Source organism: Streptomyces violaceoruber, assembly GCF_033406955.1.
GTDB lineage: Bacteria > Actinomycetota > Actinomycetes > Streptomycetales > Streptomycetaceae > Streptomyces > Streptomyces violaceoruber.
The window spans coordinates 5,549,771-5,566,489 of record NZ_CP137734.1 but is presented as its reverse complement, the minus strand read 5'-3'; the positions used below and the strand labels follow the sequence as shown (position 1 = coordinate 5,566,489).

Annotated in this window: 11 protein-coding genes; 7 read left to right on the top strand and 4 right to left on the bottom strand. The window is 75.3% G+C overall.

Annotated features, from left to right (window positions below; translation table 11 throughout):
• Position 1 precedes the first annotated feature (1 nt).
• From R2E43_RS24880 to R2E43_RS24870, 3 genes are all read left to right on the top strand, one after another.
• Positions 2-1,414, top strand: coding sequence for a PP2C family serine/threonine-protein phosphatase (locus tag R2E43_RS24880; protein WP_332056584.1), 1,413 nt, complete (start codon positions 2-4; stop codon positions 1,412-1,414).
• Positions 1,415-1,528: 114 nt separating this feature from the next.
• Entirely contained in the window at positions 1,529-2,911 is a 1,383-nt protein-coding gene (locus R2E43_RS24875; RefSeq protein ID WP_332056583.1) for a vWA domain-containing protein, read from the top strand.
• A 46-nt stretch (positions 2,912-2,957) separates the two neighbouring features.
• Positions 2,958-4,754 carry an FHA domain-containing protein gene (locus tag R2E43_RS24870; RefSeq protein WP_332056582.1) on the top strand — a complete coding sequence of 599 codons (1,797 nt, stop codon included), beginning with the start codon at positions 2,958-2,960 and terminating at the stop codon, positions 4,752-4,754.
• Positions 4,755-4,772: 18 nt separating this feature from the next.
• On the opposite strand, the gene R2E43_RS24865 is transcribed toward R2E43_RS24870, so the two are convergent.
• The gene (locus R2E43_RS24865) at positions 4,773-5,747 is read right to left on the bottom strand and encodes a methyltransferase domain-containing protein (protein ID WP_016326242.1); all 975 of its coding nucleotides are present in this window, start codon (positions 5,745-5,747) and stop codon (positions 4,773-4,775) included.
• An 86-nt stretch (positions 5,748-5,833) separates the two neighbouring features.
• On the opposite strand from R2E43_RS24865, the gene R2E43_RS24860 reads away from it, so the two are divergent.
• From R2E43_RS24860 to R2E43_RS24845, 4 genes are all read left to right on the top strand, one after another.
• On the top strand, positions 5,834-6,247 hold the full coding sequence (locus R2E43_RS24860) for a globin (protein WP_332056581.1): 414 nt from the start codon (positions 5,834-5,836) through the stop codon (positions 6,245-6,247).
• Between the two features lie 234 nt (positions 6,248-6,481).
• Positions 6,482-9,781, top strand: a complete 3,300-nt coding sequence (locus R2E43_RS24855; protein WP_332056580.1) for an ABC transporter permease — start codon at positions 6,482-6,484, stop codon at positions 9,779-9,781.
• 193 nt (positions 9,782-9,974) lie between these two features.
• Positions 9,975-12,695, top strand: a complete 2,721-nt coding sequence (locus tag R2E43_RS24850; protein ID WP_332056579.1) for an FtsX-like permease family protein — start codon at positions 9,975-9,977, stop codon at positions 12,693-12,695.
• 52 nt (positions 12,696-12,747) lie between these two features.
• Positions 12,748-13,707: an ABC transporter ATP-binding protein gene (locus tag R2E43_RS24845; protein ID WP_003976125.1), complete on the top strand. Its 960-nt coding sequence runs from the start codon at positions 12,748-12,750 to the stop codon at positions 13,705-13,707.
• Between the two features lie 24 nt (positions 13,708-13,731).
• On the opposite strand, the gene R2E43_RS24840 is transcribed toward R2E43_RS24845, so the two are convergent.
• The 3 genes from R2E43_RS24840 to ettA are packed head-to-tail and all read right to left on the bottom strand — an operon-like array spanning position 13,732 to position 16,528.
• Positions 13,732-14,454, bottom strand: coding sequence for a hypothetical protein (locus tag R2E43_RS24840; protein ID WP_016326248.1), 723 nt, complete (start codon positions 14,452-14,454; stop codon positions 13,732-13,734).
• Positions 14,451-14,861 (bottom strand): acyl-CoA thioesterase, encoded by a 411-nt coding sequence (locus R2E43_RS24835; protein WP_016326249.1) that lies wholly within the window; start codon positions 14,859-14,861, stop codon positions 14,451-14,453. Before R2E43_RS24835 ends, R2E43_RS24840 begins: the two co-directional genes overlap by 4 nt.
• 2 nt (positions 14,862-14,863) lie before the next feature.
• Positions 14,864-16,528, bottom strand: a complete 1,665-nt coding sequence (gene ettA, locus R2E43_RS24830) for an energy-dependent translational throttle protein EttA (RefSeq protein ID WP_003976122.1) — start codon at positions 16,526-16,528, stop codon at positions 14,864-14,866.
• Positions 16,529-16,719: the final 191 nt, after the last annotated feature.

Below are 16,719 nucleotides of genomic sequence, written 5' to 3'. Positions count from 1 at the left end.
GATGTCGCAGATGCCCCAGCAGGCCGCCGTGCCGAAGTGCCCGAGCTGCGAGGAACCCCTCGAGTCGGGCGACCGGTTCTGCGGTGCGTGCGGATACGACCTGTCCGTCGTGCCCGCGCGGCCCGAGGACAGCCCGACCCTGGCCATCAACGGCGCGGTGCCCGCGCCGGACGGCGTGGACTGGCCCGTGGCCCGGGACTCGGACGGCCACGGCCACCCCGCCCCGGTGCACGCGGCGGCCGAACTGCCGGGCACCGACTCGGGCGGCTCCCCGCTGCCGCCGCCCCCGCCGCCGCCCGCCGCGCCGCCGTCGACACCCGCGGCTGCGGCGGCACCCGCGGCTCCGGCGGGGTCGCCCGCGTCCGGGGTGCGGTTCGACCGGCCGGGGGAGCCCGACGAGTACCCCTTGCAGGCGCCCGACCCGCGGCTGACCGCGGAACAGGCCCCGGCTCCCGAACCGGCCGCGGTTCCCCGCCAGCCCGCCGCTCCGGCCGCGGCCGAGAAGGTGTGCGTGGCCTGCCGCGCGGGCCGGGTCGACGACGACGGCTACTGCGAGAACTGCGGGCACGCCCAGCCCCGCGAACGCGACCACATGGAGCAGGAGTCGGGCCCGATCGCCGCCGTCAGCGACCGCGGCCTGCGCCACCACCGCAACGAGGACGCGTTCTCGGTGGGCTGCACCGCGCTGCCCGACGGCGCCCGCGCCCAGGTGGCGATCGTCTGCGACGGCGTGTCCTCGGCGACCCGACCCGACGACGCCTCGCTCGCCGCGTCCCGGGCGGCCGGTGAGTCGCTGCTCGGCGCCCTGCCGCGCGGCACGCACCCGCAGCAGGCCATGCACGAAGCCATCCTCGCCGCCTCGCACGCCGTCAACGCGCTGGCCGACGAGCCCGCCACCGCCCGCGAACAGGCCCCGCACCAGAACGCGCCGGCCTGCACCCTGGTCGGCGCCGTGGTCACCGCCGGGCTGCTGGTCGTCGGCTGGGTCGGCGACAGCCGCGTCTACTGGGTCCCCGCCGACCGCGCCACGCCGCCCGCCCGGCTCACCGAGGACGACTCGTGGGCCGCGCAGATGGTCGCCGCCGGCCTGATGAACGAGGCCGAGGCCTACGCCGACGAACGCGCCCACGCGATCACCGGCTGGCTGGGCGCCGACGCCTACGAACTGGAGCCGCACACCGCGTCCTTCAAGCCGGACCGCGCCGGTGTGGTCGTGGTCTGCACGGACGGCCTGTGGAACTACGCGGAGTCCGCCGAGGAGATGGCCGAGGCCATGCCCCCGGACGCCGCCGACCGCCCGCTGCACGCCGCCCGCGTTCTGGTCGGTCACGCCCTGGACGGCGGGGGCCACGACAACGTAACAGTGGCCCTCCTGCCGTTCCCGGCCCCGCCGCAGGGGGCAGGATCGGCCTGAGGCCCCCGCACGGCCACGGGTGGAGGGGCGGCCTCGCGGACCGCAGGGGGCGGTCCGCGCCAGCAAGCCAAGACCCCCACCGCTGTGGGGACGTAGAGGGGGATGCGATCCGGCATGGCCAATTTCTCGAAGTCGAACGTGCCGCAGTTCGCGGTGGACGTCTACCAGAACGAGTACCTGCCCGAGGGCGGCCGTGAGGTCAACGCCATCGTCACGGTCACCGCGACCGGCGGCGGCACGGTCGGGAGCGCGGTCGCCGCGCCCCACCTGTACTCGCCCGGCCAAGGGCCCTCCGCAGCCGTGGCGTTGATGGTCGACTGCTCGGGCTCGATGGACTACCCGCCGACCAAGATGCGCAACGCCCGCGACGCCACGTCCGCCGCGATCGACACCCTGCGCGACGGGGTGCACTTCGCCGTGGTCGGCGGCACCCACGTGGCCAAGGAGGTCTACCCGGGCGGCGGCCGGCTCGCGGTCGCGGACGCCACCACCCGGGCGCAGGCCAAGCAGGCGCTGCGCAGCCTCGGCGCGGGCGGCGGCACCGCCATCGGCACCTGGCTGCGGCTGGCCGACCGGCTGCTGGCCACCGCGGACGTCGCCATCCGGCACGGCATCCTGCTCACCGACGGCCGCAACGAGCACGAGTCGCCCGAGGACCTCAGGGCCGCGCTCGACGCCTGCGCCGGACGTTTCACCTGCGATGCCCGGGGCGTGGGCACCGACTGGGAGGTGAAAGAAGTCACAGGGATCGCCTCCGCCCTGCTCGGCACCGCCGACATCGTCGCCGATCCGGCGGGCCTGGCCGCCGACTTCACGCGCATGATGGAGACGGCCATGGGCAAGGAGGTCGCGGACGTCGCGCTGCGGCTGTGGACCCCGCTCGGCACCACGGTGAAGTTCGTCAAGCAGGTCGCCCCGACCGTCGAGGAGCTGACCGCCCGCCGGACCGAGGCGGGACCGCGGGCCGGTGACTACCCCACCGGTTCCTGGGGCGACGAGTCCCGTGACTACCACGTCTGCGTCGAGGTACTGGCCGCGGGCCTCGGCCAGGAGATGCTGGCCGCCCGGGTCTCCCTGGTCATCCCGGAGCGTGGGGGCACCTCCCGCTCGAGCGAAGCCGAGAGTGGGGGAGGCAGCGTCCAGAACCTCGGCGCGCAGGGTCTCGTACGGGCCGTGTGGACCGACGACATGACCGCCTCCACGTCGATCAACCCCCAAGTCGCCCACTACACCGGGCAGGCCGAACTGGCACAAGCCATCCAGCAAGGGCTCGATCTACGCAAAGCGGGAGACATCGACGGAGCAACGGCCAAACTGGGCCGCGCGGTTCAGCTCGCGGGAGTCTCCGGAAACGCGGATACGGCGAAACTGCTTGCGAAGGTGGTGGACGTGGTGGACGCGGCGGCAGGTACTGTGCGACTGAAAGCGAAGGTGGAGGAGGCCGACGAGATGACTCTCGAGACCCGGTCGACCAAGACCGTTCGTGTGAAGAAGTGACGCTCAACAACCGCGCGACACGCCCGCAAGAGAGGGAAGCTCCGACATGCCGACCTGCCCGAACGGACACCAGTCGGGTTCCGACGACTGGTGCGAGGTCTGCGGTCACCGCATGGCCGGTGCCGTGCCGCCCCCTCCGCCGCCACCGCCTCCGGGCGGCGGCTACGGCTTCCCGCCGCCCGCCGGTCCGGGTGGACCCGGCGGGCCGGGCGGTGGTCCCGGCGGCGGCCCGGGCGGTCCCGGCGGCGAGCCGCAGTTGTGTCCGCAGTGCCGCACGCCGCGTGAGGGCGGTGCGCCGTTCTGCGAGGAGTGCCGGTGGAACTTCCTGACCAACACCGCCACCTCGTACACCCCGGCCGCCCCGCGCCCGCCGGCGTCCGGTGGCCCGGCGCCGCACTTCGGGCAGCCGCCCGCTGGTCCGTCGTACGGCGGCGGTGACTCGTACGACTACCAGGGCTCCCGCCCGTCCCAGATGAACCGCCCCGCAGAACCGATCCCCCCGGGCCCGCCGCCCTTCGGCTCCGACCCGTCGGGCCGCGGCGGTCCCGGTGGTCCGGGCGGCCCCGCGGGTGGCCCCGGCGGCCCCTTCGGTCCTGGGGGTTCCGACAGGCCCGGCGGCTCCGGTGGGCCTGGCGCGCCCGGTGGACCCGGTGGGCCTGGTGGACCCGGTGGTTTCGGCAGCCCGGACGGACCCAACCGTCCCGGCGGTTTCGGCGGCCCGGGAAGCCCTGACGGGCCCGGCGGTTCCGGCGGCCCCAACGGTGCCGGCGGTTTCGGCGGTCCGGGCGGACCCGGCGGTCCCAACGGTCCGGGCGGACCCGGTGGCCCCAACGGTGCCGGCGGTTTCGGCGGTCCTGGTGGTCCGGGCGGCTCCGGCGGTTTCGGCGGGCCTGGCGGCCCCGGCGGCCCCAGTGGGCCCAACAGCCCCGGTGGTCCCGGTGGCTACAACGGCCCCGGCGGCCCCGGCGGCCCCAATGGGCCCAACAACCCCGGTGGTCCCGGTGGCTACAACGGCCCCGGCGGCCCCGGCGGTCCCAGTGGGCCCAACGGCCCCTCCGGCCCTCCGGCCCCGCCCGGTTTCGGCAGCGATCCCTCGCGTCCGGTCCCGCCTCCGCCCGGCCCCGTCCCGCCCCCGCCCGGTGGCGCCGGCGGGCCTGGTGGGCCCGGCGGTCCCGGTGGCGCTCCGCAGGGGTACCAGGCCGGTCCGCCGGCCCCGCCCGCCTTCCCGCAGGAGGCCAACCGCCCGCAGCAGGGCGGCCCGTCCGTCGGCGGGGACGACTGGGTGCTCTCCCCGCCGACGTCCGGCGCTCCCGGGGGTCCCGGCCAGGGACCGGGCCAGGCCCAGGGCGGCGGCTACGGCTACCCGCAGCCCGGCGCCACCCAGGCGCCCCCGCCCGGCCAGGGCTTCCCGCAGCAGCCGCAGCGGCCCCAGCAGCCGGCCACCTGGTCGGCGACGATCGGTCCGGACCGCGAGTACTTCATGGCGATGATGCAGCGCTCCGGCCCCGAGGCCGCGGGCCTGAACCTGCCCGCGTACTCGCCCGAGCAGCAGCGCACGCTCACCGGCAACCAGATCACCATCGGCCGCCGCAGGCACTCCACCGGCGACACCCCGGACATCGATCTGGCCGTGCCGCCGGAGGACCCGGGCGTCTCGCACCAGCACGCGGTGCTGGTGCAGCAGCCGGACGGCAGCTGGGCGGTCGTCGACCAGAACTCGACGAACGGCACGACGGTCAACGGCGGCGAGGAGCCGATCCAGCCCTTCGTGCCGGTGCCGCTCCAGGACGGCGACCGGGTGCACGTCGGCGCCTGGACGACGATCACGGTCCGCCGGGGGTAGCGCGGGAGGCGGTCTCCGTCAGGCGAACGGCCAGGCGTACGGCCCCTCGGGGTCGTCCAGCCACGCCCAGGCCCGTTCGCCGCTGACGGTGATGCCGTAGCGCTCGCGGCGCGGGGCGTCCTCGCGGTCCCACAGCGCGTACGCCTCCTGCGGATCGAGCCCGCCCCGGCTCAGCGCCAGCAGGAAGCGGAACAGGTCGTCCTCCCGGGCCCGGCGCGGTACGCCGCCCAGGCCCGGTGTCTCGGGCGCGGCACGGTCCGCGCCGCGCAGCGGCACGAAGTACGCGGGCGTGTGCAGGAAGCGCCCCTCGGCGTGCTCGGCGTCGCGGACGGTGAGCACGACGAGGCCGGTGGCCAGCGGGGTCAGGATCCGGCCGCCGGGGCGGCACTGGGCCGGCCATGCGCGCGGCACCGAGGGCAGCGCGCAGGTGGCGAGGATCCGGTCGTAGGGGGCGCGTTCCGGGACGCCGCGGGCGCCGTCGCCCGTGACGACGGCCGGGTGGTACCCGGCGGCGTCCAGGTGCCGGCGGGCCGACTCGGTGATCTCCGGGTCCAGGTCGACGGTGGTGACCAGGTCGTCCGCGCCGAGCCGGTGGGCGAGCAGGGCCGCGTTGTAGCCGGTGCCGGCGCCGATCTCCAGGACCCGGTCGCCGTCCCGCACGTCCAGCTCGACCAGCATCATCGCCATCAGCGAGGGCTGGCTGCTGGAGGAGAGCAGTTCGCCGTCGCGCATCCGCGTCGCCAGCGGGGCGTCGGCGTACGCGCCGCGCACCCAGCGCTCGCGGGCGCGCGGGTCGGGGTCCTCGCCCCACCGGCGTTCGTAGCCGCCCCGGACGCCGACGTAGTAGTACGGCACGAAGAGGTGGCGCGGGACCTTCCGGAACGCCTCCCGCCACACCGGGTCGGCCGTCCAGGCGCCGCTCAGCTCGATCTCCCGCACCAGCTCCGCACGCGCGGAGGCGGCGAGGCTGTCCAGGTCCTCGTACCCGCCCATGCCTCCACAGTACGGGCCGGGCGGGCCGCGGGCAGGGCCCTGACGGGGTCCTAGGTCTTGAGTCCTATGCCCCCGGGTCTGAGACCATGGACGGCGTGAACGAGATTCGGCGCGGCACGCTTCAGGAGCAGACCTTCTACGAGCAGGTCGGCGGGGAGGAGACCTTCCGCCGGCTCGTCCACCGCTTCTACGAGGGGGTTGCCGAGGACCCGATCCTGCGGCCGATGTATCCCGAGGAGGACCTGGGTCCGGCCGAGGACCGCTTCGCGCTGTTCCTCATGCAGTACTGGGGCGGCCCCACGACGTACAGCGACAACCGCGGCCACCCGCGGCTGCGGATGCGGCACGCCCCCTTCGCCGTCGACCGGGCCGCGCACGACGCCTGGCTGAAGCACATGCGGGTCGCGCTCGACGAGCTGGGCCTGTCCGAGGAGCACGAGCAGACGCTGTGGAAGTACCTGACGTACGCGGCGGCCTCGATGATCAACGCCCCGGGCTGACCCGTCCCGCCGTCCGGACGCGTCGTCCGGTCCCGTCGTCCGATTCCCTCATCCGTTTCCGTCGTCGACTCCCTGATTGACGGGCGCATTCCGGTCAGTCGGCACCGGATTCCGGTCACAATCCGGTCAAGTCCAAGTCCCAAGCGGTTACTTCCGTACCTCCTCCTCTGACAACATCCCGGAGAGGTCTGGACAACAGCGGCGGGGGGCCGGGTGGCGGGGTACGGGGGGCTCATGGGGTTCGTGCTGCTGCGGGCGCGTGCACACCGCCTGCTGCTGGCCGCGGCCCTGCTCACCGTCCTGCTGACCACCACGGTGCTGGCCACCCTGACCGCCTACTCGGGCGCCATCGGCGACGCGGCCCTGCGGCACTCCCTCGCGGAAGCGCGCACCGGGGCCGACGCCGCGCTGATCGTGAAGGCGGACGTACCGGCGGCCCAGCGGTCGGCGGCCGACGCCACCGTGCGCGAGGGCGCCGCGAAGACCTTCGACGGGCTGCCGCGGACGGTGCGGACCCTGGTGCGCTCGGGCCCGTACGCACTGCCCGGCTCCCTGCGGCCCCCGACCGGGAGGTCCGGCGACCCCGATCTGACCTTCTTCGCGGCACTCGACCCGACGCAGGTCCGTGTCGACGAGGGACGGCTGCCCGAGGACGGGGGCAAGGGCGGCGCGGTCGAGGTGGCGGTGCCGGTGGCCGCCGCCGAGCGCATCGGCGTCCGTACCGGCGACCGGCTCACCCTCACCGACCGGCTCGACGGCCCGGCCGTCGACATCGTGGTGAGCGGTCTGTACCGGCCGGTCGACGCCGGGTCGCCGTACTGGCGCCTCGACGACCTGGCCGGGCGCGGCCTCCAGCAGGGCGGTTTCACGACGTACGGGCCGCTGCTCGCCCCGCCCGGCGCGCTGAGCGGCGGCCGGGTCAGCGCGGGGTCGTCCGGCTGGCTGGTGACGGCGGACTACTCGTCCCTGACGACCGGGCGGACGCAGGCCCTCGGGGACGCGGCCCGGGGCGGCCTGGCGTGGCTGCGCGAGCAGCAGGTGCTCAGCGGCACCACCGCGGCGACCACCGAACTGCCCGCGATCCTGGAGCGTCTGGACCGTTCGCTGGAGGTGTCCCGTTCCACCCTCCTGGTCATCGCCTCGCAACTGGTGCTGCTCGCGGGCGGCGCGCTGCTGCTGGTGGCGCGGCTGCTGAGCGTCGAGCGGGCGGGCGAGCTGCGGCTGCTGCGGGCCCGCGGCGCCTCCCGGGGCCGGCTGGCGGCCGGATCGGCGCTGGAGGCGCTGATGCTGGCGGTGCCCGCGCTGGTCTGCGCGCCGCTGCTGGCGGGACCGCTGGTCCGGCTGCTGGTCGGGCAGGGGGCGCCGGCCCGGATCGGGCTCGGCTGGGAGCCGACGGCCGGCGGCAGCGGCACCGTGTGGCTGGTGGCGGCGGTCGCGGCGCTCGGGTGCACGCTGGCCGTGACGCTGCCCGCGCTGACCCTCGCGCCGGAGGCCGGCGGCGGACGGCCCCGGGCACTGCCGGGCTGGCTGCGGGCCGGCGCGGACGTGGGACTGCTGGTGATCGCCGGTATCGCCTACTGGCAGCTGGACCAGCAGACCTCCGCCGCCGGGTCGGGCGACACCGACGCCCCGGGCACCCTGGGGGTCGATCCGCTGTTCGTGGCGACGCCGACGCTGGCGCTGCTGGCCGGGACGGTGCTGGCACTGCGGCTGCTGCCGCTGGTGGCGCGGCTCGCGGAGCGCCGGGCGGCGAGCGGGCGCGGCCTCGCGGCGGCGCTGGCGGGCTGGCAGCTGAGCCGCCGTCCGATGCGCGGGGCGGGTCCGGTGCTGCTGCTGGTGCTCGCCGTGGCGCTGGGCACGGTGGCGATCGGGCAGGGCGCCTCGTGGTCCCGGTCGCAGGACGACCAGGCCGACTTCCGCACCGGGGCACCGGTCCGGGTGCAGGCCGCGGGCACGCCGGGCCCGGGCCGCACCGACCTGGTCGCGGGCGTCCCGGGGGTGGCGGAGGTCGCCCCCGCGGCCCGGTCCGAGGTCTCCCTGTCCGGCGACCGGACGGCGACGGTGCTCGCGCTGGACACCTCGCGCGCGGCGGGCCTGCTGCTGATGCGCCCCGACCTGGCCGACGAGTCGCCGCGCGGGCTGCTGTCCGGCATGGCGCCGAAACAGCCGACGAAGGGCGCGACGATCCCGGCGGGCACGGCCCGGCTCACGCTGGCGGCGACCCTGGCCGTCGCGGGCACCGGCCCGGACGCCGGACCGGACGCCGACCCGGCCCACGTCGGCTCCCGGTCCGCGGACGTGACGGTCACCGTCGAGGACCGCTGGGGCAGCCCGTACCGGCTGGCGGCCGGTTCCCTGCCCGCCGACGGCCGGGAGCACACCCTCGGCATGGACGTCTCCGCGGGACCGCTCACCCTGACCGGCGTCGAGTTCACGGTGGCCCAGCCCGGCGGTGAGAGCGAGGAACACCGCCTGACGGTACGGCGGGTGACGGCCACGTCCGCCGACGGGACCGCCCGGCCGGTGCCGCTGCCGGACGCCTGGACGGCCGGATCGGAGCTGTCGCCCCCGTCGTCCGCGCCGGACGCACCGGGCGCCCCGTCCACCCCGCGCCTGCTGAAGTCGGGTCCGCTCGCCGTCGAGTACTCCACGGGCCGCTCGGAGACCGGCAGCTGGAAGATCACCACGCTGACCGTGCGGCTGCGGGTCGCGCAGCCGAAACCGGCCGAGGTGACCGCCGTGGCCACCGACCGCTTCCTCGACTCCTCGGGCGCGAGCACCGGGCAGCGGGTCACGGTGCTGATCGGCGGCCACGACGTCCCGGTGCGGATCGTGCGCTCCGTGCGCGAGCTGCCGGGCACCGGCCCCGAGACCCCCTCGGCGCAGTTCGGCGGTGCCCTGCTGGTCGACCTGCCCGCGGTCAACCGGCATCTGCAGGGCAAGTACGGCGCCGCCGTCGCGCCCACCGAGTGGTGGCTGCGGACCGGGCCGGGCAGGACCGACGAGGCGGCGGCGGGCCTGCGGGCCTTCCCGGACACCGCACCGGCCCAGGTACTGGTGCGCGACGAGGTCGCCGAGCGGCTGCGCGACGACCCGTTCGGCGCCGGTCCCGGAGCCGCGTTCGCCGCGGCGACCCTGGTGGCGGCGGCGCTCGCGGCGGTCGGCTTCGCGGTGAGCGCGGCCGGGTCGCTGCGCGAGCGGGGCACCGAGTTCTCCGTACTGCGTGCCCTGGGCGCCTCGCGCCGCCGGCTGGCCCGCACGGTCGCCGCCGAGCAGGGCGTGCTGACCGGCCTCGCGCTGCTGACCGGCGCCGCCCTGGGCGCGGTCCTGACCCGGGCGGTGATCCCGCTGACCGTACTGACCCCGCAGGCCACCCGGCCCGTGCCGGACGTGTACGTGGCCCTGCCGGGTGACCGCGTCGCCCTGCTGCTGGCCGGCATGGCCGTCGTCCCGCTCCTGGTCACCGCGGCACTGGCCCTGCGCCGCACGGACACGACGGTGACCCTCAAGGACCACGGAGGTACCGGACGGTGAACCGCGTGACCGCCCCGCCACCGGCCGAGAGGGCCGCCACCGTGCCAGTGACCGCCACCGTGCCGGTCACCGCCACCGTGCCAGTGACCGCCACCGTGCCGGTCACCGCCGCCGTGCCGGTCACCGCCGCAGCACGGGCACCGCGCCGCACCCGCACGACGGCCACCCCCGAAGGTCAGGGAGGTACCGGACGGTGAACCGCGTGACCGCCCCCTGGGTGCGCACCCGGCTGCGGGCCGCCCCCGGCGCCGCCGTCGCGCTGGCGGTGCTGGTGGCGCTGACCGCGTGCCTGGCCGCCGCGTTCCCCCGGGCGCTGGACCGGTACACGGACGCCGGGCTGCGCCAGGCCGTGGAGCGCACCCCGGTCGACGAGAGCAGCATCCTGGTGACCGCGGGTCCCGACCTCGACGGAGGGTTGGCCCACACGGAGGAGAGCGTCCGGCCCGAACGCCTCACCGAGCTGTACAGGTCCACCCTCGACGCGGTCGAACGGCCGCTCGTCATCGACGGGAAGCGGTCCTCCTACGGCGTCCGCAGCACCGACACCCTGCCCTCGCCGGACGAGTGGCTGCCCCGGCCCGACGGCCTCCCCGCGGAGCTGCTCCTCGCCGCCCCGCACGGTCTCGCCGACCACACCCGGCTGCGCTCCGGCCGGCTGCCCGAGGTCCCCGGCGGGGAGGCGGGTATCGAGACCACCGAGGTGCAGGCCGCGGTGACCGAGGAGACGGCCCGCACGCTGCACGTCGAGGTGGGCTCGGTCATCCACCTGTCGGCCCACCGCGACCTCACCGTCCGCGTCACCGGCATCGTCACGCCCGAGGACGCCGACAGCCCCTACTGGTCCGTCGACTCCCTGCTGCGCGCCCCGTCCCTGCGGCGCGTGCCGGGACCGATGGGAGCCTCCAACCCCTCCTACTGGGTCGGCGGTCTGCTGGTCGCCCCCGAGGCGGCGCCCGCGGTGCTGGGCGCGACCCCCACGGTCCGCTACTGGCACCTGACCCCCTCCCCGGACGCCCTGCACAGCCGCGACCTCGACGGGCTCGCCTCCGCCGTGGCCTCCCTGGAGTCCGGACCCGGCCTGGAGCGGCTGCACGCGACGATCAACCCGCTCACCGACGTCACCACGGGACTCGACGCCGCCTTCACCGCGTACGGGGAACTCCGCGGCGACATCGGCCCGCTGGTCGTGGTCGCCGCGTCGGGCGCGGGCACGGTCGCCGCCGTGGTCCTGCTGATGGCGGGCGGCCTGGCCGGCGAGCGGCGCCGCGCCGAGCTGGCCCTGCTGCGGGCCCGCGGCGCCTCCGTACGGGGCATGGTGGGGCGGCTGCTCGCCGAGACGGCCGTCGTGGCCGTGCCCGCGGGTGCCCTCGGGTTCGGCGCGGCCCTGCTGGCGCTGCCCGGCGCCCGGCTGCTCCCCGCGCTCTGGGCCGCCGCCGCGGTCACCGCCGTGGCCGCTCTCGCGCTGCCGCTGCGGGCCGCCGCCGCCCACCACGCCGTACGGATCCACGACGTGGCGTCCGCGCGGGCGTCCCGGCGCCGTACCGTCGCCGAACTGACCGTCGTGGTCCTCGCGCTCGGCGCGGTCGAGATGCTGCGCCGGCGCGGGGCGACGGACGGCGCCGGTGACCTGGTGGCGGTGGCCCCGGTCCTGGTCGGGGTGATCGCCGCGCTGGTGCTGGTGCGCCTGTACCCGCTGCCGCTGCGCGGGCTGGCCCGCCCGGCCAGGCGGCTGCGGGGTGCCGTCGGACCGCTCGCGCTGGCCCGGGCGGGCCGTACCTCCGCCTCCGCCGTGCTGCCCCTCCTCGCGCTGCTGACCGCGTTCACGGTGGCGGCGTTCGGCGGGTCGGTGCTCAACGGCGTGGCCGACGCCCGCGACCGGGCGGCACTGCTCTCGGTCGGCGCCGACGCCCGGGTGGAGGCGGAGGCCGCGCTGCCCGCCGGGCTGGCCGGCCGTCTCGGGCAGGCGCCCGGGGTGCGGGAGGTCACCGAGGTCGGCATCGACTACCAGGCCAAGATCCAGAACGGCCGCCAGTCGCTGCCGCTCGCGACGGTGGACCCGGCCGGCTACGCGGCGCTGGCCGGGCGGACGGGCCTCGGCGCCTTCCCCGCGGGCGAGCTGGGGCGGCCCGACGGCGCCGAGGGCGGCTCCGAGGACGCCGTCCGGCCGGCGCTGGCCTCCCCCGCGGTCGCCGAACGGCTGGGCACCGACACGTTCCACGTGCGGCTGGCCGACGGCACCCTCGCCACCCTGCGGATCGTGCTGGTCCGCGACCGCACTCCGGCCGTGAACGGCGACGACTTCCTCGTCGTGGACCGGGCCCAACTGCCGGCCGCGGCCACCCGGCCGAACGTGGCGCTGCTGACCGGCGGCGACCTGGACGCGGGCGCGGTGCACCGGGCGGCGGACGACGCCGGCACCGTCCACCTGCGGTCCGAGGAGCGCGGCACCTACGTGGACTCCCCGCTGCAGTCCGGCGGGGAGCGCATCTACACGGCCGCCGTGGCCGCCGCCGCCGGCTACGCCGCCCTGGCCCTGCTGCTGTCCCTCGCGAGCGCCGCCCCCGAACGCGCCGCGCTCCTCGCCCGGCTGCGCACCATGGGCCTCACCCGCGCCCAGGGCCGCCGCCTGCTGGTCCTGGAGTCCCTCCCGCAGGCGCTGCCGGCGGCTCTGGGCGGCATCCTGACCGGCTGGGCCGCCGTGCGCCTCCTGTCCCCCGGCATCGACCTGACGACCCTCGCGGTGCCGGCGACGACGTCCCCGGCGGGGCGCGCGGAGCTGAGCGCCGACCCGTGGTCGCTGGCCGTCCCGGCGGTGGCGGTGCTGGTCCTGGCGGTGGGGGTGGCGGCCGTCCAGGCGTGGTGGTCGGGCCGGCGCGGAGCGGTGGCGGAACTCAGGGCGGGTGACGCGCGGTGAGGGCGCGAGCGCAGACACGGCGGACCGCGGACGCGGACACGGAGGAGACCCGATGACGACCGACCCCACCCTCGCGGAGCTGGCCGATCGCGCCACGGCGTCCCGGGACCGGCCCGCCTACGGGCACGACGCCCTGATCACCTGCGACCGCCTGGTCCGGATCTTCAGCGCGGACGGGGTGGAGGTGCAGGCGCTCCAGGGACTCGACCTCCTGGTCCGGGAGGGCGAACTGATGGCCCTGGTGGGCGCCTCGGGCAGCGGCAAGTCCACGCTGATGAACATCCTGGCCGGTCTGGACACGCCCACCGCCGGGGCGGCCCGGGTCGCCGGGCGCGACCTGCTCGCGATGACGGCGAAGGACCGCCTCGCCTACCGCCGTACGGTGGTCGGCTTCGTGTGGCAGCAGACGTCCCGGAACCTGATGCCCTACCTGACGGCCGCGCAGAACGTGACCCTGCCCATGCAGTTGTCCGGCACCGGTGGACGCCGGGCGGCGCGCGCCGAACGCGCGCTGGAGCTCCTGGACCTGATGGGCGTCGCGGACTGCCGCGACCGGCGCCCGCAGCAGATGTCCGGCGGGCAGCAGCAGCGGGTCGCCATCGCCGTGGCCCTCGCCGGCAACCCGTCCGTCCTGCTGGCGGACGAGCCGACGGGCGAGCTGGACTCCCACACCGCGGAACAGATCTTCGCCGCGTTCCGCACGGCCAACGAACACCTGGGCACCACGGTCGTCATCGTCACCCACGACCAGGCGGTGGCCGGCGAGGTCCGCCGCACCGTCGCCATCCGCGACGGCCGCACCTCCACGGAGGTCCTGCGCCGCAGCGAGGTGGACGCCGAGACCGGCCACGAGACGGTGGTGGCCCGCGAGTACGCCATGCTCGACCGCGCCGGACGGCTCCAGCTGCCCGCCGACTACACCGCGGCCCTCGGCATGCGCGACCGCGTCGCCCTGGAACTGGAGAGCGACCACATCGCCGTACGCCCGGACGACAGCGAACCCCCGGACTGAGCGCCGGGGACGGCCCGAGCTGCCTCAGCGCACGCTGATGCCCAGGGCCCCGGTCCCCGCCCGCCGCAGCGCGACGGACCCGAAGGGCGTACGCAGCCGCAGCCACGCGCCGGAGGACAGCAGCTTCGGCGCGTCCTCGCCGAGGCCGGCGCCGGACCCGGCCCCGGCCTCCGAGCCCGGCGGCGTTCGGCGCGTCCGCAGGAACCCGAGCGACTGGGCCGCGTGTACGGCCCGCACCGGCAGCCCGGTCTCCCCGACGGTCCGGGACCAGATCTCCCGCCCGACCCGGTCCAGCTCGGCCCGCGTCCGGTCCTCGGGGGTCAGCTCCTCCATGCGCGTACGGAACTCCGCCACCGCGGCGGCGACCAGCGCGCGCAGGGCGTCCGGGCCGGGCAGCCCCGCCTCGGTCCGCCAGCCCCCGCGCGGGGGCAGCACCCCGGCCCAGGGCGGCCCGGTCACCGGGCCCGGCACGACGGAGGTGGCCGCCTGCTCGTCCACGGACTCGAGCAGTTCACCGGCGGAGACGGTCACGTCGAGCGTGTCGTCGAGCCCGTTCTCGTACGGCTTGGCCAGCCGTACCGCGCGCACCGCCAGCACCTCGAAGGAGGGCGGCCGACCGAAGACGGCCAGCGCCGTGCCGGCCGCCTGGAGGCGCACCGCGGCCGAACGGTCGTAGTGGAGCAGCCGGGAGAGGAAGGCCGCGAGATCCGCGGCCTCCCCCTCGTCGGCGAGGTGGAGCACCGTCATGCGGCGACGGCCTCCTCCTTGGCGTCCGTGTACTCCTGGAGGAACTCCCGCTCCTCGGCGGTGAGCCGCCGGGGCCGCTGTGCCTCGAAGTCGAACGGCACGATCACCGTGGAGGCGTGGACGTAGACCACGTCCCCGTCCTTGACCTCGTAGGTGAGGGTGAAGGAGGCGGCCCTGATCTCCGTGACCCACAGCTCGATGTCGACCGGGTGGTGCCGGTGGACGAGCTGCCGCTTGTAGTCGATCTCATGGCGTGCCACCACGGACCCCTGCTTGAAGTCCTTCTCCGGGCGGAACAGGAAGTCGATACGGGCCTCCTCCAGGTAGCGGAGGAAGACCACGTTGTTGACGTGGCCGTACGCGTCCATGTCCGCCCAGCGCAGTGGGCAGCGGTAGATGTGCCGCAAGATCAGCCCCGGGTCAGCTTCTTGTAGGTGGCGCGGTGCGGACGGGCGGCGTCGGCGCCGAGCCGCTCGACCTTGTTCTTCTCGTACGACTCGAAGTTGCCCTCGAACCAGAACCACTTGGACTCGCCCTCGTAGGCGAGGATGTGCGTGGCCACTCGGTCCAGGAACCACCGGTCGTGGGAGACGACCACGGCGCAGCCGGGGAACTCGAGCAGGGCGTTCTCCAGGCTGCTCAGGGTCTCGACGTCGAGGTCGTTGGTCGGCTCGTCGAGGAGGAGCAGGTTGCCGCCCTGCTTGAGGGTGAGCGCCAGGTTCAGCCGGTTGCGCTCACCGCCGGAGAGGACCCCGGCCGCCTTCTGCTGGTCCGGCCCCTTGAACCCGAAGGCGGAGACGTACGCGCGCGAGGGCATCTCCACCTGACCGACGTTGATGTAGTCCAGCTCGTCGGAGACGACGGCCCACAGCGTCTTCTTCGGGTCGATGTGCTCGCGGCTCTGGTCGACGTAGGAGATCTTGACGGTGTCGCCGACCTTGATCTCGCCGGAGTCCGGCTCCTCGAAGCCCTGGATCATCTTGAACAGCGTGGTCTTGCCCGCGCCGTTGGGGCCGATGACCCCGACGATCCCGTTCCGCGGCAGCGTGAAGGACAGGTCGTCGATCAGCACCTTCTCGCCGAAGGCCTTGCTGAGGTTGTTCACCTCGACGACGACGTTGCCCAGGCGCGGGCCCGGCGGGATCTGGATCTCCTCGAAGTCCAGCTTCCGCATCTTGTCGGCCTCGGCGGCCATCTCCTCGTACCGCGCGAGGCGGGCCTTGGACTTGGCCTGCCGCCCCTTGGCGTTGGAGCGCACCCACTCCAGCTCGTCCTTGAGGCGCTTCTGCCGCTTGGCGTCCTTCTGGCCCTCGACCTTGAGGCGGGTGGCCTTGGTCTCCAGGTACTTGGAGTAGTTGCCCTCGTAGCCGTGCAGGCGGCCGCGGTCGACCTCGCAGATCCAGCCGGCGACGTTGTCCAGGAAGTACCGGTCGTGGGTGACGGCCACGACGGTGCCCTCGTACTTGGCGAGGTGCTGCTCCAGCCAGTTGACGGACTCGGCGTCGAGGTGGTTCGTCGGCTCGTCGAGGAGCAGCAGGTCGGGCGCCTCCAGCAGCAGCTTGCACAGCGCGACGCGCCGCTTCTCACCACCGGAGAGGTTCACGACGGGCCAGTCGCCGGGCGGGCAGCCCAGCGCGTCCATGGCCTGCTCCAGCTGGGCGTCGAGGTCCCAGGCGTTGGCGTGGTCCAGCTCCTCCTGGAGCTTGCCCATCTCCTCGAGCAGCGCGTCCGAGTAGTCGGTCGCCATCTGCTCGGCGATCTCGTTGAACCGGTCGAGCTTGCCCTTGACCTCGGCGACACCCTCCTGGACGTTCTCCAGGACGGTCTTCTCCTCGTTGAGCGGGGGCTCCTGCAGCAGGATCCCGACGGTGTAGCCCGGGGACAGGAAGGCATCCCCGTTCGACGGCTGCTCCAGCCCCGCCATGATCTTCAGAACGGTGGACTTACCGGCACCGTTCGGTCCGACCACACCGATCTTCGCGCCGGGCAGGAAGCTCAGGGTGACGTCATCAAGGATCACCTTGTCGCCGTGCGCCTTGCGCGCCTTGCGCATGGTGTAAATGTACTCAGCCAAGAGAAACCGTCCGGCAGCTTGATCAGGCAGTGGGCAGATACACCCCATCTTGCCGCACCGCCACCCCTGTGAGGAAACGCGTTCCCGGCGGGGCCTCTGACCTGGCCTTTCCTGGACGCCCCCGGAGCCTCACCTGCCACTGCCGGTCGCCGCCGGTCGGCCTCGGGCACCCGCGCACGGCCGAGCGACGG